General features: G+C 39.2%; 17 protein-coding genes and 1 tRNA gene. 3 read left to right on the plus strand and 15 right to left on the minus strand.

Annotated elements, in window-relative coordinates:
• Positions 1 to 146 precede the first annotated feature (146 nt).
• Positions 147 to 1,142, plus strand: a complete 996-nt coding sequence (locus tag O3598_RS02765) for a hypothetical protein (protein ID WP_371451680.1) — start codon at positions 147 to 149, stop codon at positions 1,140 to 1,142.
• Between the two features lie 78 nt (positions 1,143 to 1,220).
• Here the strand turns inward: O3598_RS02765 and O3598_RS02770 are convergent, their stop codons facing one another.
• The gene (locus O3598_RS02770; RefSeq protein WP_371451682.1) at positions 1,221 to 1,769 is read right to left on the minus strand and encodes an SGNH/GDSL hydrolase family protein; all 549 of its coding nucleotides are present in this window, start codon (positions 1,767 to 1,769) and stop codon (positions 1,221 to 1,223) included.
• Between the two features lie 130 nt (positions 1,770 to 1,899).
• On the opposite strand from O3598_RS02770, the gene O3598_RS02775 reads away from it, so the two are divergent.
• The gene (locus tag O3598_RS02775; RefSeq protein WP_371451684.1) at positions 1,900 to 2,811 is read left to right on the plus strand and encodes a hypothetical protein; all 912 of its coding nucleotides are present in this window, start codon (positions 1,900 to 1,902) and stop codon (positions 2,809 to 2,811) included.
• 84 nt (positions 2,812 to 2,895) lie between these two features.
• Here the strand turns inward: O3598_RS02775 and O3598_RS02780 are convergent, their stop codons facing one another.
• The 4 genes from O3598_RS02780 to O3598_RS02795 form a co-directional block, all read right to left on the minus strand.
• A complete protein-coding gene (locus O3598_RS02780; RefSeq protein ID WP_371451686.1) occupies positions 2,896 to 4,122 on the minus strand; it encodes an MFS transporter in 1,227 nt (408 codons plus the stop codon).
• 268 nt (positions 4,123 to 4,390) lie between these two features.
• Positions 4,391 to 4,479: transfer RNA gene (locus tag O3598_RS02785), tRNA-Ser, on the minus strand.
• A 148-nt stretch (positions 4,480 to 4,627) separates the two neighbouring features.
• Positions 4,628 to 5,581 (minus strand): magnesium transporter CorA family protein, encoded by a 954-nt coding sequence (locus tag O3598_RS02790; RefSeq protein WP_227068334.1) that lies wholly within the window; start codon positions 5,579 to 5,581, stop codon positions 4,628 to 4,630.
• A gap of 153 nt (positions 5,582 to 5,734) precedes the next feature.
• Positions 5,735 to 7,864, minus strand: a complete 2,130-nt coding sequence (locus tag O3598_RS02795) for a heavy metal translocating P-type ATPase (protein ID WP_227068333.1) — start codon at positions 7,862 to 7,864, stop codon at positions 5,735 to 5,737.
• 248 nt (positions 7,865 to 8,112) lie between these two features.
• Between O3598_RS02795 and O3598_RS02800 the strand changes: the two genes are divergently transcribed.
• Positions 8,113 to 10,236, plus strand: coding sequence for a Dam family site-specific DNA-(adenine-N6)-methyltransferase (locus tag O3598_RS02800; RefSeq protein WP_016476365.1), 2,124 nt, complete (start codon positions 8,113 to 8,115; stop codon positions 10,234 to 10,236).
• 94 nt (positions 10,237 to 10,330) lie between these two features.
• On the opposite strand, the gene O3598_RS02805 is transcribed toward O3598_RS02800, so the two are convergent.
• The 10 genes from O3598_RS02805 to O3598_RS02850 form a co-directional block, all read right to left on the minus strand.
• Entirely contained in the window at positions 10,331 to 12,367 is a 2,037-nt protein-coding gene (locus O3598_RS02805; protein ID WP_371451688.1) for an AlwI family type II restriction endonuclease, read from the minus strand.
• 114 nt (positions 12,368 to 12,481) lie between these two features.
• Positions 12,482 to 12,802, minus strand: coding sequence for a YolD-like family protein (locus tag O3598_RS02810; RefSeq protein ID WP_316578996.1), 321 nt, complete (start codon positions 12,800 to 12,802; stop codon positions 12,482 to 12,484).
• Positions 12,803 to 12,849: 47 nt separating this feature from the next.
• On the minus strand, positions 12,850 to 14,133 hold the full coding sequence (locus O3598_RS02815; RefSeq protein WP_371451690.1) for a Y-family DNA polymerase: 1,284 nt from the start codon (positions 14,131 to 14,133) through the stop codon (positions 12,850 to 12,852).
• Between the two features lie 233 nt (positions 14,134 to 14,366).
• Positions 14,367 to 15,728, minus strand: coding sequence for a replicative DNA helicase (dnaB, locus tag O3598_RS02820; RefSeq protein WP_281742036.1), 1,362 nt, complete (start codon positions 15,726 to 15,728; stop codon positions 14,367 to 14,369).
• A gap of 111 nt (positions 15,729 to 15,839) precedes the next feature.
• Complete coding sequence (rplI, locus tag O3598_RS02825; protein WP_275249516.1) at positions 15,840 to 16,286, minus strand: 50S ribosomal protein L9; 447 nt, start codon at positions 16,284 to 16,286, stop codon at positions 15,840 to 15,842.
• Positions 16,287 to 16,288: 2 nt separating this feature from the next.
• Positions 16,289 to 18,310 carry a DHH family phosphoesterase gene (locus tag O3598_RS02830; RefSeq protein ID WP_371451693.1) on the minus strand — a complete coding sequence of 674 codons (2,022 nt, stop codon included), beginning with the start codon at positions 18,308 to 18,310 and terminating at the stop codon, positions 16,289 to 16,291.
• 16 nt (positions 18,311 to 18,326) lie between these two features.
• Complete coding sequence (locus O3598_RS02835; RefSeq protein WP_005384554.1) at positions 18,327 to 19,286, minus strand: DUF2232 domain-containing protein; 960 nt, start codon at positions 19,284 to 19,286, stop codon at positions 18,327 to 18,329.
• 194 nt (positions 19,287 to 19,480) lie between these two features.
• Positions 19,481 to 21,694 carry a ribonuclease J gene (locus tag O3598_RS02840; RefSeq protein WP_371451695.1) on the minus strand — a complete coding sequence of 738 codons (2,214 nt, stop codon included), beginning with the start codon at positions 21,692 to 21,694 and terminating at the stop codon, positions 19,481 to 19,483.
• A 384-nt stretch (positions 21,695 to 22,078) separates the two neighbouring features.
• Positions 22,079 to 23,155, minus strand: a complete 1,077-nt coding sequence (locus O3598_RS02845) for a DUF805 domain-containing protein (RefSeq protein ID WP_285416870.1) — start codon at positions 23,153 to 23,155, stop codon at positions 22,079 to 22,081.
• Positions 23,156 to 23,186: 31 nt separating this feature from the next.
• Entirely contained in the window at positions 23,187 to 23,978 is a 792-nt protein-coding gene (locus O3598_RS02850; protein WP_285416873.1) for a uracil-DNA glycosylase, read from the minus strand.
• Positions 23,979 to 23,984 lie beyond the last annotated feature (6 nt).

The following is a 23,984-nucleotide window of genomic DNA, read 5'->3' on the forward strand; positions in this document are numbered from 1 at the left end:
ATTTTTCCCTTATTCTGTTTACAAAAATTAAAAAAATTAAAAAAATTAAATTTGTTTATATTTTATTTACATATTGACATTCATCATGTATAATGAAACCTAGATGAAGTGTTATTTGTAAAAATGTGAGATTAGGAGTCTTTATTATGAATACAAAACGAATTGCAACGGTATTTGCCGTATTGGCAGCAACAACAGTTTCTTTTTCTGCATTTGCCGCATCTATGGATGCAAATGCACGCGCTTATGAACGCGCTGCAGCAGAACAAGCTCAATATGAATACACACCTGTAAACAGTGCACCTGTTACACAAGCAAGCTATGTAGCAATGCCTCCGCGCCCTAACTATTCCCCATTGCCAGCTGTTCCTTATACAGCAGGTGATATGAGCCAACAAATGCCTGTTTCCAAAGAATTAGGCGACCCAATCTTCGTGGCTCCACAAACAACAGCTGTAGGCATGCAAATCATGGATCCAATTCCAAACCCTAATGCCCCTCAACAACAAGCTGTAGATGCACCAGCTACACTTACTTTCAGCAAAAGCGGCAGCGGTTATGTATCCACATACAGAAATAACCAATTGAACGCATTTGATGTATTGTTGAATGGTCGTTCTTATACATTCGATTTACCAGCTTATACAAATGGTTACCAAGTAAAAACTGCAAGTTCTTACAACCGTGCTGGTAACGGCATCGCCAATGTATTTACAACAAATGTTATTACAGAAGCCATCGTAAACAACACATCCTTACGCGTTACTGTTAACATGACACAACCTACATCCGTAGCTGCATCCAAATTACGCGCTATGCAACAATCTGGCCAAGTAACATTGGGCGAAGTTTCCACATTGTTCGCTTATAATGAAAGCTATGATGGCGTAAAACAAGCGGCTAACTACGATGTATACAATAATAATGGTCGTTTCATCGTTGTAAAATCCGGCGCGGTAACAGTACCAAATGGTGCACAACATCCATATGCAACAGCTATGTTCGCCATCACTGATGATACGGTAGCAGCTGTAACAATTTCTGGTAACAGTGGTGAAACTTATGAACTTGTGAAAGGCACTGCTTACGCTATCGCAGCTTCTGCACACGCTGCAGCTGACAAAACATCTAAACAAAAATAATAGACCTCAGTGTACGACGTATGTCGAGCACTACATATAACGAAAAGAGCACATCCTACAGGAACGTGCTCTTTTCTACTATAATCGTGTAAATGTTTCCAATGCCTTATAGGCCATCAAGCGATAGCCTCGCTCATTTGGATGAACCTCTCCGGCAAATACGATTTGACCGATTTGATCGGCTTCATGAAGAACGGTATAAAAATCGATAGTTTGTAAACCATGTTCTCTTGCATATTCTTGTAAACGACGGTTTACGTCCACTACCACATGATTAAGTCCATCCATTTCACTATCGATTTGTGTTTCAAGGCCCAGGATAACATGTCCCTTTTCACCGGCTATGGTAGCGGCTTTAATGAGCTTGTTATATACGTAGTCGCTATCGCGATTTTGCAAAATATCATTTGTACCGCACATAATGCATATATATCGATCCTCCTCATAGGACTTGTCGATACACCAGAATTCTAAATAATTGATTAAACCTTGCACAGATAGTCCATCGATGCCGTGATTTTCCATATGATATACGGGTAGTGCAGCGCTACATAGCTCAACCCAACCGAGACCTTCTCTCACATCATATCCACGGGTGATGCTATCTCCAAAACATATTATATTCATAAATTCCTCCCTGTACATTAATTCATCTACATTGTAAAATATATATGTATAAAGTACAATATGTTACTCATTTTCATGTATTCTTAAGTACACCATGGTACACTTTTTTCACATGGAGAGGAGAATTATAATGAAATATTTATTAGCTCTCGTGGGAACCCTATTGTGTACCTCGCAATCGGGATTTGCCATATCACAATACGAAATAGAGCAAAAGCCCACTCAGTATCAGCTAGCGTATTCTAGCGATACCGAGCATATGTATGTCGACCTTAGCTCAATTCATACAAAACAGACTGCTGCTAATTATAAAACGGTACAAGCTCGACTATTGAGCTTATACACTAAAAATAACGTAATTGCAGACTATGATACAAACTTCACATTTTATAGACAACAACCTAATGCAACGGTAACGATGACTGCGTGGAAAATATCGAAACCAACATTCTATGCGGAAAACGGATATCCTATCGATACATTACCGCAACAACGGTTAGCAAAGGATTACGGTCAACATGTGGCGGCCCCAAATAGCCCATCACAACGCATTGGGGAATTTATCTATAATACGTCTAAAGAGATGGAAAAGATTACCTATACATATGATAATCCATATATTCCACCTCAAGTATTCCCTCCTGTAGTCGATCAACAGACACGGACCGTATTATTTGGTCTCATGCCTCCTACAGATGCTGTTATTTCTACGCCAATGGATCGTGTTATACCAGCACCTCCAGCACCTCCAACTAATATGCAACCAAGCTTGCAACCAGGTCATATAGGCGGACCTAACCCAGATAGCTTAGGTGATCGTGGGCGCTTCTCACCAAATTTAAATGCACTTCAAACGGGTAAATTCCAACCATCTAATCAAAATATGGCTCTTCCAGATCGACAAGGACCTCCTGGCCCTCAAGGTTTTAGAGATAACAAGAATCGTGATAATCATCGCAACGATGGTAATCGTGACAACGGCGGTCGTAATGGCGGTGGTCGCGGGAATGGTGTCCATGGTGGTGGTCAAGGTCCTCATTAATTATTATTTACCAAAACATTTAGAAACACGAAAACCCTCATCGTTATCGATGAGGGTTTGTTTTATGGCTTTCACAAGCGAAATTTATTTTTTTAGTCTTACAAAGAACAAGGCAATAGCACCGATAACTGGTGCAATAGCAAGGGTCATCAATGCAGATTTATAGCTACCAGTTGCGGTTAGCATACTACCTAAAATCATAGGAGCCAACATAACACCGATTTGATTGAATAAGTTTACAAAACCTGCCGTAGTACCTCGCAAGTGAGGTTCTGCTGATTGTACAACGAGAGCATTCGTCAACGCACTGTGCATGAATGCGCCAATACCAAGAATTGGACCTGTAATAAAGAGCATATCTGGGTTTGTGGTGCTCGCAAAGAGTATTAAGGCCGGTCCAAATAAGAACATAACGAGTGCTGTTAAATGATTTTTCTTAATTGGCAAAATATCGGATAAAATACCAATGGTTGGCTTTGCAATAAGTGCAGCCAAGCCAAAAGCGGACATAACATGACCTGCATAGATGGCATTAACACCTAGTTGTTTTACCATGTACAAGTTTGACCATTGAGCCACCGCCCATGTAGCACCGGTAGCGAAAAAGCCGGCAAACGCAAGGCAACGAATATTGTGATTTTTTAACACGTGAAGCAAGTTTTCTTTTATGGATGGCTTGTCCCCTACAGGAACCGCTTCGACATGAGCCTCCGCTTCACGTTGAGCTAGGATTTCAGCACTTGGCTTACGAACTGTAAAGTAGCTAAGTATAAAGATAAGAACTGGCAACATAGCAGTTAAGAGGAATGCATTTTGCCAACCATAATTCGTTGCTACATAAGGGGCATATAAATTTACAGTCGCCACCCCAAGCGATGTACAAGACATGAAAATACCAACGGCTGCGCCACGTTGATTAGGACCAAAGTAATCCCCAATAGCACTCAAGCAAGAGGCTTGTACAGGACCGGATACGATACCTAATAAGAAACGCAACACCCATCCATAGGTATAATTATCAATGGTACTCATCAATGCGGTAATGACTGCCATAGCGAGTAAACTAACCAATATAGTATAACGATAACCGATTCTATCCGCTAAAATACCACCTGGCAATACCATGATGGCATAGCCCATGTAAAAGGCGGATAAATAGGTCGTCCCCATTTGTGGCGTAAAATTCAATGCTTCATTGACAATCGGCATCAATGACGCCCAAGATAGACGCATAACAAAGCTAATTAAAAATGTTAGCCAAACGCTGACGAGAATTAAAATCTGAGTTCGCGAGAAACCAATTCTACTCATACGAGCTCCTTTCTATAGAAAAATAACATATAGAGCTATCATACTATAAATAGAAAGAGTTTTTCAAATTCTTTCTATTTATCATACTACCTGTACCTTTATGTACAGCAGCAGCAATAATCCTACTTAAGTTATTTATACACTAATATTTAGGGGTTATAGGACAAAAAAGCAGTACTACTAACGTTAAGGCACAGAGTGGCAATAGCCAAGCGGCCAATCATACGTCTAGTAGTACTGCTTTTGATACTATAAGTATAAAATTGAATGGCGGAGAGGGTGGGATTCGAACCCACGGCCCCTTGCGGAGTCACTGGTTTTCAAGACCAGCTCCTTAAACCACTCGGACACCTCTCCATAATGGTATATTATAGCAGATTTGTATTGAAGTGTGCAACAATTGAATATAAGTAACCTCAGATATCTCCCATGTAGAACTACTTATATTAGAAACAAAAAAGCTGGCCTAAAGCCAGCTTTCAGCATATCTATTATAGTTATTATCTTAGAAAAGATCTTTTTTCCACATGCCAATGATGGCCACGATGGAACAGGCCACGGAGATGCCCACAACCTCGTAGAAACCATTTTCATCGTTTTGAAACGGCAATGGCACGTTGGTCCCCCACAAGCTAAAGATGATGGTAGGTACGGCCAAGGTAATCGTCAAGGCTGCCAACATTTTCATAACCATATTAAGGTTGTTTGAAATGATGGATGTAAAGGCGTTCATCATGTTCATCAAGATATTAGAATACATTTCAACCATTTCTATGGCCTGTTTATTCTCGATGATAACGTCCTCTAATAGATCCTCATCTTCCTCATACATCTTGAGAAGGTGTTTATAGGAACTGTGACCACGCAAGCGCAATAAACGCTCCATAACGGTACCATTCGTACGCAAAGCGGACGTAAAGTATGTCATGGATTTCTGTAATTCCAACAATTGGAAGAAGTCCTTGTTCTTTGTAGTATGACGCAATTGGACTTCGATATCGTCGGTACGACGGTTGATTTGTTGCAAGTAACGCAAGAACATGGTCGCCGTGCGATACAAAATTTGGAACAAAAAACGAGTCTTTTTATACGTATAGAACGTAGAAATCTGATTAGAAATAAACGGATAGAGCACTTCAGATTCTTCTAAACAGATGGTAATAAAGAAATCTGGCGTCAAAAAGATACCAAGTGGCACCGTATCGTACATATCATTGCCGCGAACAACAGGAATATTGATAACAACAAAGATATAATTGTCCTCTAACTCCACGTGAGAACGTTCTTCCATATCGAGGGCGGTCTTTAATACGTCTGTAGGAATTTCCGTTAGGATATTGATAAGGGATAACTCATCGGGGTCTGGGTTCACCAAATTTACCCATGAACCTTTTGTGGCATCTGATACCGTGTAATCGGCTACTAATTCTTCTTCTATGTGCTTGTACACCGTAATCATGTTATCCCTCCTTCCGAGCGAAAATACTGTATCTCATCTTTAAAATTATATACTATTTAGGTGTACTATTCAATTCTCTTGTGAAAGTTTTACATAGAAAAACTGCTCCTCATTGCCTAATACAATGTAGGAGCAGTTTATTATCTATCAGTATTATTTTCTACTCAAGATGCGGACAGAGTTTAAGATACAAAGGATGGATACGCCTGTATCGCCAAATACAGCCCACCACATGGATGCATAGCCTAAAATGCCAAGCAACATGATAAGGATTTTAACAGCAATGGCGAATACAACGTTTTGCCAAGCCACGCGCAATGTTGATTTGGACAAATCAAGAATATGTGCAATAGCTGTCAAAGATGGACGCATGAACACAACGTCGGCCGCTTCGATAGCCGCATCAGCGCCGCTACCCATCGCACCACCTACGTCAGCACCAGCAAGAACTGGCGCATCATTGATGCCATCGCCTACGAACATGGTAGGACCATATTCAGAGCGAATATCTTGAACAACGGACAATTTATCTTGAGGCAATAGTTGAGCACGTACTGCGCTTACACCCGTTTCTTTGGCGATATAGTTAGCGCTTGCTTCAGCATCACCCGTAAGCATAACAGTTTTAATATCTTGACGATTAAGATCAGCAATCGCTTCAGCAGAATCTGGACGAGCTTCATCGGCGATGATAATACGGCCAAGGTATGTATTACCTTCGGCTACAAGAACTTCTGTACCGTATTCAGCAGGTTCTGTTGGATAGCCTTGTACATCATAGCGTTCCATAAGGCGACGGTTACCAACAAGTACTTGTTGACCATCTGCCATACCTACCATGCCTTCGCCAGCTAATTCCTGAACGAAATCGGAAGGTTCCACTGTAAGGCCTTGATCTTTTGCTTCAGAAACAATGCTTGTTGCAATTGGATGTGTAGATACAGCTTCGATAGCTGCCGCCATGGATAATAATTGACCAGAACTTACATGGGAGCCTACAGTTTCTACGTTGTGAACTTTGAACTCACCAGATGTAATAGTACCTGTTTTATCAAGAGCTACTGCTTTCACATTAGCCAATGCTTCGATAACACGACCACCTTTAAGCAAGATGCCATGTTTGGATGCGTTACCAATACCGGAGAAGAATGCAAGTGGCACGCTTAGCACCAATGCACATGGACAAGAAATAACAAGGAATGTTAAGGCTGTATAAATCCATCTATGCCATTCGCCAGTAATGAGGGATGGAATAATCGCAACAGCAAGGGCAAGGGCTACTACGATTGGAGTGTATACACGAGCAAAGCGCGTAATGAATTTATCGATTTTAGGTTTCGATGCAGCCGCATTTTCAACAGCATCAAGAATTTTAGTAACCATGGATTCTTCTAGAACCTTATCGACGCGCATCGTAATACGGCCAGTTTCATTGATACAGCCAGACATCAATTGTGTACCTGGTTCTGCGCGAACAGGTACTGGTTCGCCGGTTACAGGAGCCGTATTGACGCGAGTTTCACCTTCAAGAATCGTACCGTCTAGAGGAATCAAATCGCCAGGACGAACTTCAATAGTCCAGCCCACCTCAACCTTTTCAGGGGACATAACTACAATTTCGCCACCGCCGCATGTATCTACAACACGCACCTCTTGAGGACGCATATCTACAGCATTCATGATTTCTGTACGGCTACGATCTGTTGCTTTTTCTTCAAAGAATTCACCGATACGGTAGAATAAAATAACACCAACCGCTTCAGGCAATGCATCGATAGCGATGGCACCTAATGTAGCGATGGACATCAAGAAGTTTTCATCAAATATTTCACCCTTTAAGATATTACGCGCGGCTGTACGCAATACAGGAAATGCAAGGAGTACATAAGCAACGTAGTAAATCGGAGTTTCAATAGATTCTGGCAATCCGATGGATGGAACAAAGGAAGTCAATGCATCATAGATCATAAATAATAGACCTACTACGATAACTGCAATTGTTACAGAGTCATTGTCCTGATTGTTTTCACGGCCATCATCCACAGCCGCTTTAGATTTACGTTCGTAATCAGCTACTGTTACGCCCTCTTCGATAGCATCACAGATATCTTGAATGTCACGCTTAAGAGCCTCACGGTCCTCCCAAGACCCAGTTAATTTTAATTGATGGGTAGCAAGTGTAAAGTTAGCTGTTTCTACCACATCCATTTTACGGATACGATCTTCGATTTTCGCTCCACAGTTCGGACAGTTTAAATTCTTTAGAAGTAATGTTTCTTCCATGATATCTCCTTTATCTATATTTGAAAGCACAGAAAGCTTTCATCCTATATGAATTAAAATAACATATGAATGTTCTTTCATATGTTATTTTATAGTGAAGGAGAATAAATGTCAATACCTATTGATATACTTATATAGGCCTCTGAATAAAACGCTCATATTCCAATATAAAATCTATTGTTGTACGTAGCATTATATGTTACTATATTAGTTGTAAAAAAATGGTGATGCATAAAGGTAATTTTAAAATGGGTCTATCAACAGCTGAAATAGAAAAAAAATATCATATAACTAGACAAACTCTCTATAATTGGATGAAAAAAGGATTACTCTCTAGACCTACGACAGGTAAAAACAACAAATTTGATTGGTTACCATCTGATGAGAAAAATATTCTTAACATTTTAACCGCAAAACAAATGCACAAAAGTCTTATCGAAAAAAGTGATAATGAATACTTACTAATCTCCAATCGCAGATATCTTGGCTCAAAGCAAAAATTGCTCCCATTTATTCTAAATATCGTAAAAAAGCACACTTCTAATGTAAAAATAGTTGCAGATATCTTCGGGGGGACTGGAGTCGTTGCACATGCCTTCTATACACAAGGAATGCAAATTATTATAAATGATATTTTACATTCTAACGTCATTTCATATGATACATGGTTCGGTAGTGATCCAGTTAACGAAAAGAAAATCAAAAAATATATTAAATATCTTAATCAATTATCTCCTACAAATGATAATTATGTCTCTATAAATTTTGGTGGGTTATATTTCTCCAATGAAAATGCAAGAAAAATCGGCCTCATCCGTGAAGAAATAGAAAACTTAAAAGTGTCGCCTCGTGAACGATCAATACTATTAACATCCTTATTGTATGCTATGGACAAAGTTGCTAACACTGTAGGTCACTATGATGCATATAGAAAAAAGATGGATTCATTTACTCCCATCTATTTAAAAGTACCTAAGATTAGCCACTATACAAACAATAATAAAATTTACAACATGGATGCTAATGAACTAGTAAAACAAATAACCCCCGACTTAATTTATATTGATACACCTTACAACTCTCGTCAATATAGCGATGCATATCATTTATTAGAGAACATTATAGATTGGAAGTTCCCCAAAGTTTATGGTGTAGCAAAAAAAATGGATCGTTCCCATATCAAATCTTCATATTCGACCCAAAAGGCTCCTGAAGCATTTGCCGACCTTATTTCAAAAATTAAGGCCAAATATATATTAGTATCCTATAACAATATGGCACAAAAAGGAAATGGTCGCTCTAATTCTAAAATATCAGAAACGGAAATTATTGATATCTTAAAATCTCGAGGCTCCGTCCAAATTTTCGAACAACCATTTCAAGCCTTCACTACCGGGAAAACGCATATTGATAATCACAAAGAGATTCTATACTTATGCACAGTAACTAAGTCTGGCAATTCAAATAAATTCACAAAATCCGCAATTAATTATACTGGTGGTAAAGCAAAATTATTAAATCAAATTCTCCCTTTATTTCCTAATGATATTCACGATTTTTATGATTTATTCGCTGGCGGAGCTAATGTTGCACTCAACGTAAAAAATAATGGTCGCCTATTTATTAATGATATCAACACTAATATTATCGAATTATATAAATTTCTATCTAAGTCTAATATATCCAATCTATTGACCAAAATCTCCAGATTACTAAATGATTATCAACTCTCAGAAACAGATAAATATGGATATTCATTTTATAACGCTAATTCATCTCAAGGATTAAAGGATGTAAACAAAAAGAACTATGAGAAACTAAGAAAAGACTTTAATAATCATACTTTTAAAAACGGGGATAAATGGATTGCATTTTATGTTCTTATAACTTTCGCCTTTAACAATCAAATTCGATTTAATAATATAGGACAATTTAATATGCCTGTCGGAAAACGTGATTTTAATATCAATATGAAAAATAAACTATGTCAGTTTATAGAAGCATTAAAGTCAAATGACATTGTATTTACTGCTTCTGATTTTAGAAAATACAAAAATCACTCATTTTCCTCAAACGACTTTGTTTATATTGATCCACCATATTTACTATCTACAGCCTCTTATAATGAAAATGGTGGTTGGTCAGAGAACGATGAGATAGATTTACTTAACTTCCTAACAGATTTAGATAATAGAAATATACGATTTGCATTATCTAACGTATTAGTCCATAAAGGCAAAACAAACCATCTACTAAAGAAATGGGCTAAACAATATAAAATTCACTACTTAAACCATAACTACAATAATTCTAATTACCAATCCACTGCTTCAAAACAATCTACAACCGAAGTCCTAATAACTAATTATTAATATTAAGGAATATAAAAAGCCGATGAAAATTTGATATGTCTCCTTTTTACTGGACAATCAGTAAAAAGGGGACATGTCAATTCATCGGTTTTTCTTAAGTTAAAAGATGTTTAATAATCGGAATTCTCCAATCATTTCTAATAACATCAATTTCCTCTTTATTAAATTTTTCTAGAACTTCCAATACAGTTTCACTAGAAATCTTTTTATCTAATAATTGTATTAATTCATCAGTAGTAAAACTAAAAATGTTTAGCCCTAAATATGTCCCCTCTATAAGAGTACCATTTAACTCGACATTTTTAATACTCCTAAAAATATTAATTACATTAGGATCTAATTCATTTGCAATAAAAATAGTTTGTACTTGTTTTGACTTGTGTTGTAAGGCAAAATTAACTGAATGCCTAATTACAGGTTCTAACTCGCCCCGTTTTTGAGTATTACTATCCATCAACGTTGCCTCGATTAATGTGGCATTACTATCAGTAACAACCTCAATATCACCCGCTCCACCTCCTTTATGAACTAACGGAAGTTTATTACCATCTAAAGATACACCAAACATCTTATATACTTTAAAATCTTTTTTATCTGATAAATAATACCAAGCAATAGTAAGTATATATTCATAAATAGTTGGAATCGTAGCTTCTTCAGTTACTAGCCTAGCAACTTGAGAGTCATCTCTATTCTTAATATAATTCAAAATATCAATAACTATATTAATTGGAAATCGTTTCTCAATAAACGTCCTATATTCACTTTCTCTTTGATTTTCTACAACTAAAGGGAGATTATCATCTAATTTATCTGTGCTAATACCTAAACAAGATCCAATATCTTCAAAAATTTTTTTAATTTCATCTTTAGATAGTGCTAAAATTCGAGTTAGTGCTATATTAGAAAACCAGGGACTTTCAAGATTAAGCTCATACTCTTCACGTGGAGAGACACCAATTAATTTAAATTTTTCGCCTAAGTTGTCTAATAATGGTTTTATAATATATCGGAAATTAAGGTTTACCAAATCATTTGAAAAGTTAATAATTCCTGTTATATTAAAGTATCTATAACACATATCTGAATACTCTCTAATTATATCCTCCGTTTTAGATAGTATAAACTGGTTATAAATATCTTCATAATTTCCAGACAATAATCTATTATCTTTATTATTATTCCAAAATGACTCTACAGTTTCTTTATTTCTACTAAAGTTAAATGGATTTTTCCCTAAGCCAAAAGCCTTTTTTATCTTATCGACTGTAGATAAACGCTTTAATCGTGAAAGAGATTCTACAGACCTATTAGCTAAAAAATCAAAGATAGAAAGTATAAACTTTTTATATTCTAAAGATATTTCACTACTTTTTCTATTCGGAAATGCTCTAATAAAATTCTCATCTGAATAATCCTCGTTTTCAAACATTTGTCGAACAAATAAACTATCGTCTTTATCTATAAAATCATTAAAAAAATTTTTCTTCCAATATGACTCAAACGTACTCCGTTCACTAACTACATCTTCATAAGATTCAAGAACTCGCTTTAATTTCTCCTGACTTATATTAGGCCGAATACTCTCCAAAATAGAAAAAAAATGCTTTTTATTTACATTTTCATATCGGCACAAAAACTTTAATGCAAATCTAAAACAATAAAAATATTTATCAGTTTCTGAATCATAGACCCGTAACTTCATATATTGTCTAAAATATAGTAGGTTATCTTGAGATAATCCTAAAAGTTCTTCTATAGAATCTGCCTTAAGATTCTCTTCTAAATAAACTTTCGCTACCTTAGAAACATTTCTTCTGTCATCAATTAATCCAGATTTAACTATAGCATTTGTTAGGGTTCTCCCTCTCTTATCTAAATCAGAACCTCTTAAATTTCGAGATAAGTTCTGAAATAAACCGGTTCCACTCTTCTCCTCTAAGCGCTGAACCTCACTAATAAACAATTTATAAAACTCAGCCTGAGCACTATTATTTCTCTCCCATTTAGGGATTCTATTAATGAAACCATTTAAAACCTTAAGAATTAATCGATTAACTTCTACAACTTCTTGAACACGAATAGAAGTATCTCCCATATTAAAAACACTTCCTGATTTAGCAAGTTTCATTTCGGCCCCCCATATAACAAAGATGAAGTAGTATATACTTGTAATTATAACATATTTCGATATTGATATATTCTCATCTTAATAGGCCTATATAAAAATAATAGGATTACCCACTTAAAAAAATACCTCTATTGTTTTTATATCAGAAAAAGAAATATTTTTTCCTATAGATAAAATTTGTTGACTTTCACTAATCATATCTACCGGCCCTATGATTTCTACATACTTATGATTATCATAATAAACGACTCGCACCCAGTCTCCACAGCGTATGGCTTGCAATGTCTTATTTAATTCATCGATTTGGTCCTCAGATAGCTCTACACGATTCTCCTTAGGCCGTGCTACGGCTGCCAGCAATGCTTCAAATCCCTTTAACGCCGCAAAAGGCATAAATTGTTTAGCCCGTTGCAAGCGCGACATCCGATGTTTCATGAATGTATACCTTCCCTCACGCAATACATCAATTCCTATTGTAAAATCTACTCTCCATTATGACCGCCTACCAATGTATTTCTAAACTGCATGGTCCCTTCTTCTTGCAAGCTAGATGCACGAAGGATAGCATTTTTACCAAAACGTCCTTTAATATTCAGCATGGTTTTCTGTATATGTTCCTCTTGCTCTGCTATATCCGTTAATGCATTACTAAACAGGTCCATTTCAGTCGGTACAGCGGCCTTATTAACTAAATCTTCAAAGCTAACGGCAATGCGTCGTATCAACTCATGAGGCCGTTTATTTTTATCAAACAAGGCTAGTACAGCTGGACATAACTCTTGAAATGAGTCCGTATAATGCGCTAAGGTCCTAGATCCACCAGTGGACTTTAGATCCTCTGCCGCATAGCCAATATGAACATGAATACATTTTGTAACCGCCTTAATCTGTAGCAGTTCAAGGACTAAGGACTCTACCATTTCACGCATGGGCAATCGCGCCTCATCAGCCGTATAATTGCGCAATAGAATTTGGCTTTGTGAAAGGGAATGTTTAGACGGTCTATAGGCGTGAATATCGGCAATGGTACAGCTTTCACGGCCCCACGCATGATCGATTAACAGCTCCGCGTTCACACCAAATTCCTTATACAATTTATGTTCCGGTACTTGGGTGATGCCATACAAATCAAAGGCGCCAAATTTACGCAAACGATTGGCGATACCGCTGCCGATTTGCCAAATATCTGTAATGGGCTGATGATGCCAAATTTGCTCTTTAAAAAGGCTTTCATCAAGATACCCGATAAAATCCGGCGCATGCTTCGCCAGTATATCAAGGGCAATTTTAGCGAGGAATAAGTTAGTCCCAATGCCAACAGTAGCGTAAATATGAGTAGCCTCGAGTACCGCATCAAGCAAAAGCTGTGCCAATTGACGAGGCGTTTTCTTATATAATTTCATGTATGGCGTAATATCGATAAAATATTCATCAATGGAATAGACATGGATATCATCAGGTGATACATAGTTTAGCAATGTTCTATAAATCTGGGCCGAAGCCTCCATATACCTCTTCATATGTGGCTTTACCGTAATATATTCAATATGAGAAGGAATTTGAAACAACCGAGCCCGATTCTTAACGCCTAGTTTCTTAAGTGCTGGAGAGATGGCTAACGTAATCGCACCCTTGCCACGAGAATTATCGGCCACCACCAACGGTGTCGTAAATGGATCTACCCCCAAATCGGCACATTCTACAGATGCGTAAAAGCTCTTTAAATCAATGCACATATACATCCGATTTGTATCAGCTGAACCCATACCAACACCTCCTTAAAACGCTAATGGATTGACTTTCACAAAAATTAGTATTTCCATAATTTCTATCATTAGTATAACAAAAATACGCAATATTTTCAAACGTATGTTTGCTATTATATAGATAATTTTAACTATAAAAAAGGTATCTATCATTAGACATATTTCTAATAATAGATACCTTTGTGCTTTGAAATTCTTTGGTGTTACGTATATACAACACCGAGTTCATTCATTTATTGTTCTGGGCCAACTTTTTCTTCGTCTACCGTATTAAGGAATCGCGTCAATTCGCCCATAAATAGAAGTCTTACCGTCCCTATAGCACCATTACGGTGTTTACGGATAAGAACCTCTGCCTCGTCCCCCATTTCAGAATTTTCATCATAGTATTTATCGCGATACAAGAAGATAACGATATCCGCATCTTGTTCAAGGGAACCAGATTCACGAAGGTCAGATAATACCGGACGCTTGTCTGGGCGGCTTTCAACACTACGAGACAACTGAGACAAAGCAATAACAGGCACATTAAATTCACGAGCAATCAGTTTTAGGTTACGAGAGATTTCAGATACCTCTTGTTGTCGATTTTCACTGCCCTTACCGGAGCTACGGCCTTGCATAAGCTGAATATAATCGACGATAACAAGATCAAGACCATGTTCTACCTTGAGGCGGCGTAACTTAGCGCGCATATCCTGCACCGTAAGTCCTGGCGTATCATCGATAAACAGGCTGGCTTGACTCATCTCATCCGCCGCAGCCATCACCTTTCCCCAATCATTAGGGTCCATGTCAGCCTTGCGCAACTTGTCTGATTCAATACCGGCCACGGAGGACAAAATACGTCCTACCAACTGTTCCTTGGACATTTCTAGAGAGAAGAATGCTACAGTCCGCTTAATCCCCATCGCTACATTTTGAGCAATGTTCAAGGTGAAAGCCGTCTTACCCATCGCCGGACGAGCCGCTACGAGAATAAGGTCCGACCGTTGTAACCCATTTAACTTGAAATCCAAATCTCTAAATCCAGTTGGTACACCTGTAATAGACCCCTTATGTTGTTGCAGTTTGTTCAGTCTATCAATATTCGTAAGGACTATATCCCTGATTGGTGAAAACGTCGATTCAGATTGTGTTTGACCACCTACATCAAGAACGAGTTGTTCCGCCTTATTCATAATAACGGTTGGTTCATCCTCACCAGCATAGGTCATACCGACAATCTTATTACCTGCATCAATGAGGCGGCGCATCTGTGCTTTTTCTACAATAATGCGCGCATGTTCTTCAATATTATAGCCTGTCGCTTCATTCGCAAGAGATGTAATATAAGCAATGCCACCTACGGTATCCAATTTTTTACGTCGTTCTAGTTCTTCACTTAACGTAATGAAATCTACGGTCTTGTTGCTTTTTACAAGATTTAAAATAGCATCATAAATGATCCGATGCGTATCACGATAAAAATCATCACGATCTACGATACTTGTTACCAGATCAACGGCTTCGCCAGATGATGAACCATCTGTTAACAATGCCCCTAATACGGCCTTTTCCGCGTCCTCATTATGCGGTGGTATGCGTACGTCCATGTTCTTCTCCCCTTAACTAGAATATGAGTATCTTCCCTATGAAAGCGTGCGTCACGCCTCTTCTATGCACAAAAAGAATCACCACACTCTGTGAGCATGGTGATTCGAAGATTATTCAGCGACTACGTTAACCTTGATAGTGCTCGTAATTTCTGGATGTACACGAACCACTACATCATGAACACCTAATGTTTTCAACGGTTCTTTAATTTCGATTTTCTTTTTATCGATATCTACCTTATATTGAGATTTCGCTGCATCGGAAATATCTTTAGCAGTCACAGAACCGAATACGCGGCCTTCTTCACCCATGCGAACCTTAACAGTAACTTCAACCTTAGTCAATTGAGCTGCTAAGATTTTAGCTTCATCATTGGCAACAGCTTTGTTATGTGCAATGGATTCTTGTTTTTGACGTGCATTGTTTACATTCGTAGCTGTACCTTCAAGACCAAGGCCTTTTTTAATCAATACATTACGACCATATGCGTCACTTACTTCAACGATTTCGCCTTTTTTACCAACTTTTTTTACATCTTCTAACAATACTACTTTCATTGTTATTCCTCCTCTTTTTCAGCGGAATGAAGGGCTTCTAGCGCTTTATCTAGAATAGCCGCCTTCGCTTCCTCTATCGTCATACCTTGTAGTTGGGCACCAGCCACTGTTCTGTGACCGCCACCACCCAAGGCTTCCATTACAACTTGTACATTTACCTTGCCTTTGGATCGAGCGCTGACGCCGATACCGCCATCATTAAGTGAGTAAAGTACAAAGGCTGCTTCAATATCTTCATTGCTGATGAGCATATCCGCACTTTGTGCGGCCAATGCCATCATATCCTTCATACCTGCTGGTGCCACAGAAATAGCAATACCTTCGGTACGATTGGCTTCAAATACCATTTTAGCACGCAATTGGATAGAATCGAAGGTTTCAATAAATAATTCTTTTACCCGTTCAATATCCGCCCCTGCACGACGTAAGAACGCTGCCGCTTCGAAGGTACGTGCCCCAGTTTGTTGATTAAAGTTTTTCGTATCTAATACGATGCCCGCATAGATACCTGTGGCTTCCGCTTTTGAAATTTTCACAGGAACTCCTGCATATTGTACAAGTTCTGTTACGAGCTCACTCGTAGATGATGCAGCTGGTTCCAAATACGTAAGCAATGGATTTTCAATAAAATCTGCTGCTCGACGATGATGATCGATGACAATGCGTCGCTCAGATACTTCAAGAGCCTCTGGCGCTGCTACCATCGGTGTTCTATGCGTGTCACAAACGATGGCCAATGTATTCGCATCAGCCCACAATTTTGCTTCTGCAGGCGTTATGATATGAGTTTTCCAAAATTCGTCTTCCACAAGAACATGTACCATTTTATCGATAGCATTTGTTTCTTTTGAAAGTACTAATCGCACCTCTTTACCAAGAGTACGTGCAATTGATACGACGCCAATAGCACCGCCTAATGCATCATAGTCCTCACGTTGATGACCCATAACAAGGATTTTATCAGAATCATTCATCAATTCATGAATAGCTTGACTAACCACACGAGCACGAACGCGCGTATTTTTTTCAACACCTGCTGTATTGCCTCCGAAGAAGCGGGTGCTTTCACCATCCATAATGCAAACCTGATCACCACCGCGCCCTAAGGCAATATCGAGGGCTGCGCGAGCACGTTCGGACACATCCTTAACAGAGCCTGCATTTTCGCCAATCCCGATACTAATCGTAGCAGGCACTTGACGAGGAGAAGGCAATTTACGGATACGTTCAAGCACACTAAAGCCGTTGTTTTCCATGTCTTGCAAAGCGCCCCGAGAAATGGCAAATGTGTACATATCATCTTGGAAGTTCCGAATGAAACCTTCGTGTTTATCGATTTCATCAACGACGATATTGTTGATTTCCGCCCATAGATTTGTATATTCTCTATCGCTGAGGCCCTTCGTCAATTCTTCGATATTATCGATTTGAATCATGCCCCATACAGGCTGTTCTTCTTGCGCCTTAATACGTTCCTTCTCAATGGCTGTAATATCCTTAAAATACAAAGCCATAACCGCATGTTCCGTTAATTCATCATTAGGATCTGCATCAGGTCTTGTATCGCGAGGGTCGATGAACTTGTACACCACTTGGAAATAGCGATCTCCGTATTGCTCTTTCAAGAACCCCGATTTGCCCCAAATCTTATCAATTCTAAATCCAGGAATCAAAGCGGACATTTTTTGCAATTTATTCCAGTCCACCGGAACCCAATCGGCAAACACACTATTATTCCATACCAATGTACCTTGCTTATTGACAAGTACAATAGCGGTCGGTAAGTTTTGTAATGCAAAGTTAGCCGCCTGCGTCACATTCTTCATCATAGCACCAAATTGTTCGCGTGCTAAGCGACGACGATTGTGGATGGTATTGTAATTAATCAAGTATACAGCAACCACCACTATGACTGACAATATGGCTAATAGCCAATTTAAATAAGCGATGATTAAGATTAATAGAATGATGACACCAATAAAGGTCCATTCCATTGCTTCCCATCTTCGTTGAAAGGATTTCATAGTAACCTCCTTTCTATTAATAACCTCGTTGATTGAAACGAGATCGTAAATCTAAAAACATATCCATAACACCAAACGTTACTAGAGATATTGGCATCATGACATATAAAAGAGCTATAATAACAATTTTTAATACCCTTGATACACCATACCCTTCTAAAACGCCAAGCAAAGAAGCGATACCATTAAGGCCACAAGCAAAGGCGCCAAATAAAGCAATGTTCATACCAACAGTTGTAAGCAGCTCATTATTGATACCAACAAAGGATGAGCCATAAATAATAATAAGACCTACAGCCAATACACCAGCCGTCCAAACAGGTATTTGCCAGGTTGAAATAGCAGGCAATGGTTGTACAGGATTATTAGTACGTTTTGCAATATATGCTGTAAACCGTGCCAAGATATAGGACGTAACAGCAAACGCACAAAACGCATAAGTAATAAGCATCCTTTTAATCTGTACTAAGCTCGCTTGTATTTGTTGTATATAAAGCTCTGTCTGTTCTGGTGGCAGCGATTGTTGTTTCACTGTGTCTATAAATGCATTTTGTACTTCATCACCAATATTTTGAATAGATGTCTGTAAATCAACAGACATAATAGACATTGATGCTAAGAGTGTAATAATAGTAGTCACTGCTAATGCTAGCGTAGGCACCAAGATTAATTTTAAAGGGGACCAACGTTTACGAAAACCGAGTCCAATAAAAATGCTTGGTACTGCATACATCAAGATTGTTCCTACAGCTGTCAATGGTCCCAATAAAATGGAAACAATGACAAAGGCTACTACAGCCGCAGAGCAGCTATAACGAACGCCCCACCTGATCCCTACTGTAGCAATCGCCGCAGGAGCTACGATAGTAGCTAACAGAGATAAAACAGGAAGACTAGCGCCTATAACGGTTAATACAACTACGATGGCCGCTAAAAACGCCGTTTCCACCATAGCTCTTGTATTTGTTTGTTTCATAATACTCCATTCAACACTAAAAGGATACTAGTTATCTTTTAATTATAGCAGTTTAATAAAGTAACTTCAAATACCCTATATAGTAGATAACTACAGCAACTACGCTACTTATGGTGTCTCAAAATAATAAAGATATCCCCCTCAAGACTGTTCGCCATGTAATCACGGCATTCTGCTTGAGAGGGATATGTTATTTAGTGTACGTCTTGAATGATTGGTAAAATCATAGGTCTACGACGTGTTTTGTCATAGAAGAATTTACCCAATGCATCGCGAACATTTTGTTTAATTGTAGTCCAGTCCTTGATACGTTGTGCTTCACAATCATCTAATACTTGATGAACGCGACGTTCTGCTTCAAGCATAAGTTCTTCTGCATCACGTACATATACGAAGCCACGAGATACGAGATCTGGGCCTGCAATGATGGTACCGGAAGCAGTATCCATGGCCATAACAACGATAACCATGCCTTCTTGTGCCAATTGTTGACGATCGCGAATAACGATATTACCAACATCACCAACACCAAGGCCATCAACGAAGATAGCACCCGCTTGTACACGGCCACCCTTACGGCCACCGTCTTTATCAAATTCAAAGATTTGACCATTATCGCCGATGAGGACCTTCTTAGGGTCTACGCCCATAGCCACACCAAGTTCACCATGACGACGTAACATACGGTACTCACCATGAACCGGGATAAAGTATTCTGGACGCACAAGGTTGAGCATTGTTTTAAGCTCTTCTTGGCTCGCATGACCAGATACGTGGATGCCACGATCTTTGCCATATACAACATGGCAACCTAGACGAAGTAAGTTATCGATAGTTCTACCAACAGCACCTTCATTGCCTGGAATTGGTGTAGCAGAGATAATAACAGTATCATTTGGTGCCAATTCTACAGTGCGGTGGTTGCTTGTAGCCATACGGGATAAGCCCGCCATCGGTTCACCTTGAGAACCAGTTGTTAAAATCATGATTTGATCATCTGTATAGTTGTGCATTACATCTACGTCGATAATCGTATTTGGTGGAATATTCAAATAACCGCGTTCTTGTGCGATTTCTGTAACATTTACCATGCTGCGACCCATAACGACAACCTTACGGTTGAACATAACCGCCGCATCGATTGCTTGTTGGATACGAGATACGTTAGATGCGAATGTAGCCAAAACGACGCGGCCTTTTGCAGCACCTACAGCTTGTTTAATAGCAGGTCCAACGGAGCTTTCAGAACCAGTAAAACCAGGTTTTTCTACATTTGTAGAATCGGACATCAATGCTAGTACGCCCTTGTTGCCAAGTTCTGCGAATTTATGAATATCCATCAATTTGCCATCAACTGGTGTTTGGTCGATTTTAAAGTCCCCTGTATGGAGTACAGTACCGATAGGTGTATCGAAGTACACCGCAACGGAGTCAGGAATGGAATGATTAGTTTGGATAAAACCAACCTTCACTTGACCGATTTGCACTTCATCGCCTGCTGCAATCGTACGAAGGCATTTTGGAGATACTTTATGCTCTTTAAACTTACCTTCAATCAAGCCACAAACAAGATTTGTAGCATATACAGGGCAGTTAATTTCCTTCATAAGGTACGCTAAGGAACCGATATGGTCCTCGTGACCATGGGTAATAACGACTGCTTTCACGCGGTCCTTATTCTCAATGATATAGCTCATATCAGGAATAACGATATCTACGCCAAGCATGTCTTCACTAGGGAACGCAAGACCTGCATCAAGAACGATGATTTCATCCTCGTATTGAAAAATGGTCATATTTTTACCGATTTCACCAAGACCACCAAGAGGGATAATTTGAAATTTACCCTTATTGGAGCCCGCTGGTTGACGACCAATTAAATCGGATTGAACCTCTTGGTTGCGAGTCATCGGACGGTTGTTAGTGCGCGTACGACGGTTATTAGTATTTTCATTACGATTATTATCATTCGCATTACGTGTACGCGTATTACGTGTATTTCTTGTATTACGAGTATTCTCGCCATTTCGTTCAGTACGATGTGTATTTTCACCGCTTCGAGTTGTACGGTTTTGACGAGGTTGGCGAGGTTTACGTTCTGTACCTTGTTGTTCGCCTTGCTCTGCTGGACGTTGACGACGTGTATTCGTTCTTGTATGTGTCGTACGTCGTTGACGGCCTTCGCCATTTTGACTAGCTTCGCCTGTATGACGGCGTTCACCAGTGCGACGACCTTCTGTATTGCGGTGTTCTCCCACAGATCGACGTGTGTTGGTACGACGGCGCGTTGGTTTTTGCTCACCTTGAGCAGACGGAGCCGTCTCTACTGCAGTCACTTGTGCAGTATGTTGATTATCTGTTGTATTCACAGTTCCTCCTAAAATTTTATTCATTAATTTGTTTAACATATATTTTCACCTATCATTAAAATTTGATCTTTACAGAGGAACGGACAAACGAAAAAGGCGCTATCCAGCAGCGTCTTTCAAATGGGCGCAAAAATAGCGCAACTCAATTGTTACCGTTCAAGTCCTTTTGTCCATTCGCCTCGTGCAAATGAGTATAGTGTACCATTAAACGCGTCAGCCGCGACGTTACGTTCTCTTCGTTACCGTTTAATGTTCATTATAATCCGATCGTTCTGATGAAAGCCTCGCTTTCATACGTTACTATTATTGTAACATAAAAATAGCGTTAACAAAAGAGGACCCTTATGTTGACGCTATTCCATTAATCCTGTACGAATTTGAGCTGATAATCGCACAAAATCTAACCGTGTTTATACATCATATTTAGTTATCATCATCAGGCAAATGTTTGTAAAAGCCTTCAATATGCCACGCACCATTTTCTTCAATAAGAGAAATATATCGCTTCATCGGTTTAGCCTCTACCATGCCTTCGCCAACCTTTGTGGTTTGTAAATCTGCTTCAAATACAATACGTTTTAAACTACCTGAACGACTCAGCCGTGCCACATCCAAGGTAACCATATCCACTTTTGTACCTTGCTGCATAGCTATGAGCCATTTTTGTTTTTCTACTGGATTGGCCCTAACTCGGTTCATCACATACGTGAAAGCCTTATCATAGTCCTTATTATTTACCGCATCAAAATAGCCTTGTACTGATGCACGAGCGGCCTCTTCACTGCCTTCACCAACAATGGCATTTGTAAACCACCCTGAAGGGAACACTTCATTTTCCGGTCCCATAGTTCGTAAAGAAAATCCAAATATACATACTATACTTACAAGCACAACAATTAAAACTCTCGTTGTTAACGAACTACTCGTAGGGGATACTTTCATAATTGAAGCTAGCCGTTTATCTATGACGATATGCTGCAATGCACCACCATATTGATTGTCCTGTGGCTGCCCCTTTTGACATAACAAGGCAAGCAAAATCAAGGGTCCTATAAAGGGGATGAGGAACAGCAACAAGCTCATACTGCCTCGTCCCGTATCATGAAGTCGGCGCACACATAACGACCCTAACGGAAGCAAGGATACTAAACATAGTATAGCCGTTAAGAACCCACCTAAACCGATTAAATACGGTCCCGTTTGAAATATAGCGGTTATAGCATAGAAAAAAGCGAGCAAACCAACTATACATACATGCCACAGCAATAGAAATTGTAAGAATTCCCTCCGCGAAGCGCGACCATCCGTATCCATGAACTTATTCATCACATAGAGATATGTATCCTTATAGCTAAGCTGATAATGGGATAAAGGATAAATTACATCACCTTCAGGTGCAATTCGCTCCACCTCTGTAGCCATCGTATACTGCCCACATGTAGGGCAAAACATAGCCGCCTCATCGCAATAATGACGGCAAGCATCACAATAACGTTTCATAAGTATCTCTCCAAAAACTCTCAAATGTTTACTATTTTAAGTATGTATCTATAGCCTCCGCAAAGCCCTGACGATATAGATTAGCACCGCCGTTTGCAGGGTGGCGCAACCCAATAGCAGACAATCCAAATTTTCCCATTGTATCTGCAGATTTTTGGCCTACGGCGAGCACAAGAGGTTCTACGCCGCCTAATTCTATATGTAAATCTAACAAGCGTTTTGTATACTCCCAACCTAATTGTTGCTCTTTATCCGTAGGTGTGCGGTTCGTCAATGGATTTCCATCCTTATGAGGATGGAAGGGGAATATATTCCACAACAACGTATCATATGGATCTATCCCCTTTTCAACGATAGCACTCCACACTACCGTATCAGTAGGTTCGTTAAAACCGTCCTTCTGCTGTGTTCCTTTTAATAAAGAGCTAGTAGGCGAACTAGTGCGTTCCAACCGAATCGGCGTTACATCCTTCGCACGAATGGTTTGGTGCTTATCTAATAGCATTCTTTCACAAGTAATAGCAATGCCACTAAAACGTCCGCCTTGATATCCTACTGCCTCTGCCACTACAAATACCTTAGCTCGACCTAATCGCGGCAATAAATAGGCTACCAAATTATCTCGACGCACTTGGGCCGCATCAAAACCATCTGTAACAATCTCTAAATCAGGATTTACCTCACCCCAAGGATTATGGACGAGACCACCTTGATACTGAGCGAGCCAGTCTACAAAATCGTGCACCTTCGCCACACACTCCGCATCGAAAGTTGCTATATATTCATCAAAAGACAAGGTCTTCTCTAACTCAAATAAAGACATACAGCC

Source organism: Veillonella atypica, assembly GCF_041431435.1.
In the GTDB taxonomy this organism is placed as follows: domain Bacteria; phylum Bacillota; class Negativicutes; order Veillonellales; family Veillonellaceae; genus Veillonella; species Veillonella atypica.

Bases quoted from the DNA above. Each gene is read 5' to 3' on its own strand.
- O3598_RS02835 (WP_005384554.1), bottom strand. From the start codon at position 19,286: ATGAAACAAACAAATACAAGAGCTATGGTGGAAACGGCGTTTTTAGCG.
- O3598_RS02790 (WP_227068334.1), bottom strand. From the start codon at position 5,581: ATGATTACGGTGTACAAGCACATAGAAGAAGAATTAGTAGCCGATTAC.
- O3598_RS02810 (WP_316578996.1), bottom strand. From the start codon at position 12,802: ATGAAACATCGGATGTCGCGCTTGCAACGGGCTAAACAATTTATGCCT.
- O3598_RS02815 (WP_371451690.1), bottom strand. From the start codon at position 14,133: ATGGGTTCAGCTGATACAAATCGGATGTATATGTGCATTGATTTAAAG.
- O3598_RS02770 (WP_371451682.1), bottom strand. From the start codon at position 1,769: ATGAATATAATATGTTTTGGAGATAGCATCACCCGTGGATATGATGTG.
- O3598_RS02845 (WP_285416870.1), bottom strand. From the start codon at position 23,155: ATGAAACGTTATTGTGATGCTTGCCGTCATTATTGCGATGAGGCGGCT.
- O3598_RS02780 (WP_371451686.1), bottom strand. From the start codon at position 4,122: ATGAGTAGAATTGGTTTCTCGCGAACTCAGATTTTAATTCTCGTCAGC.
- O3598_RS02850 (WP_285416873.1), bottom strand. From the start codon at position 23,978: ATGTCTTTATTTGAGTTAGAGAAGACCTTGTCTTTTGATGAATATATA.
- O3598_RS02840 (WP_371451695.1), bottom strand. From the start codon at position 21,694: ATGTTAAACAAATTAATGAATAAAATTTTAGGAGGAACTGTGAATACA.
- O3598_RS02765 (WP_371451680.1), top strand. From the start codon at position 147: ATGAATACAAAACGAATTGCAACGGTATTTGCCGTATTGGCAGCAACA.
- O3598_RS02795 (WP_227068333.1), bottom strand. From the start codon at position 7,864: ATGGAAGAAACATTACTTCTAAAGAATTTAAACTGTCCGAACTGTGGA.
- dnaB (WP_281742036.1), bottom strand. From the start codon at position 15,728: ATGGACGTACGCATACCACCGCATAATGAGGACGCGGAAAAGGCCGTA.
- O3598_RS02775 (WP_371451684.1), top strand. From the start codon at position 1,900: ATGAAATATTTATTAGCTCTCGTGGGAACCCTATTGTGTACCTCGCAA.
- O3598_RS02805 (WP_371451688.1), bottom strand. From the start codon at position 12,367: ATGAAACTTGCTAAATCAGGAAGTGTTTTTAATATGGGAGATACTTCT.
- rplI (WP_275249516.1), bottom strand. From the start codon at position 16,286: ATGAAAGTAGTATTGTTAGAAGATGTAAAAAAAGTTGGTAAAAAAGGC.
- O3598_RS02830 (WP_371451693.1), bottom strand. From the start codon at position 18,310: ATGAAATCCTTTCAACGAAGATGGGAAGCAATGGAATGGACCTTTATT.
- O3598_RS02800 (WP_016476365.1), top strand. From the start codon at position 8,113: ATGGGTCTATCAACAGCTGAAATAGAAAAAAAATATCATATAACTAGA.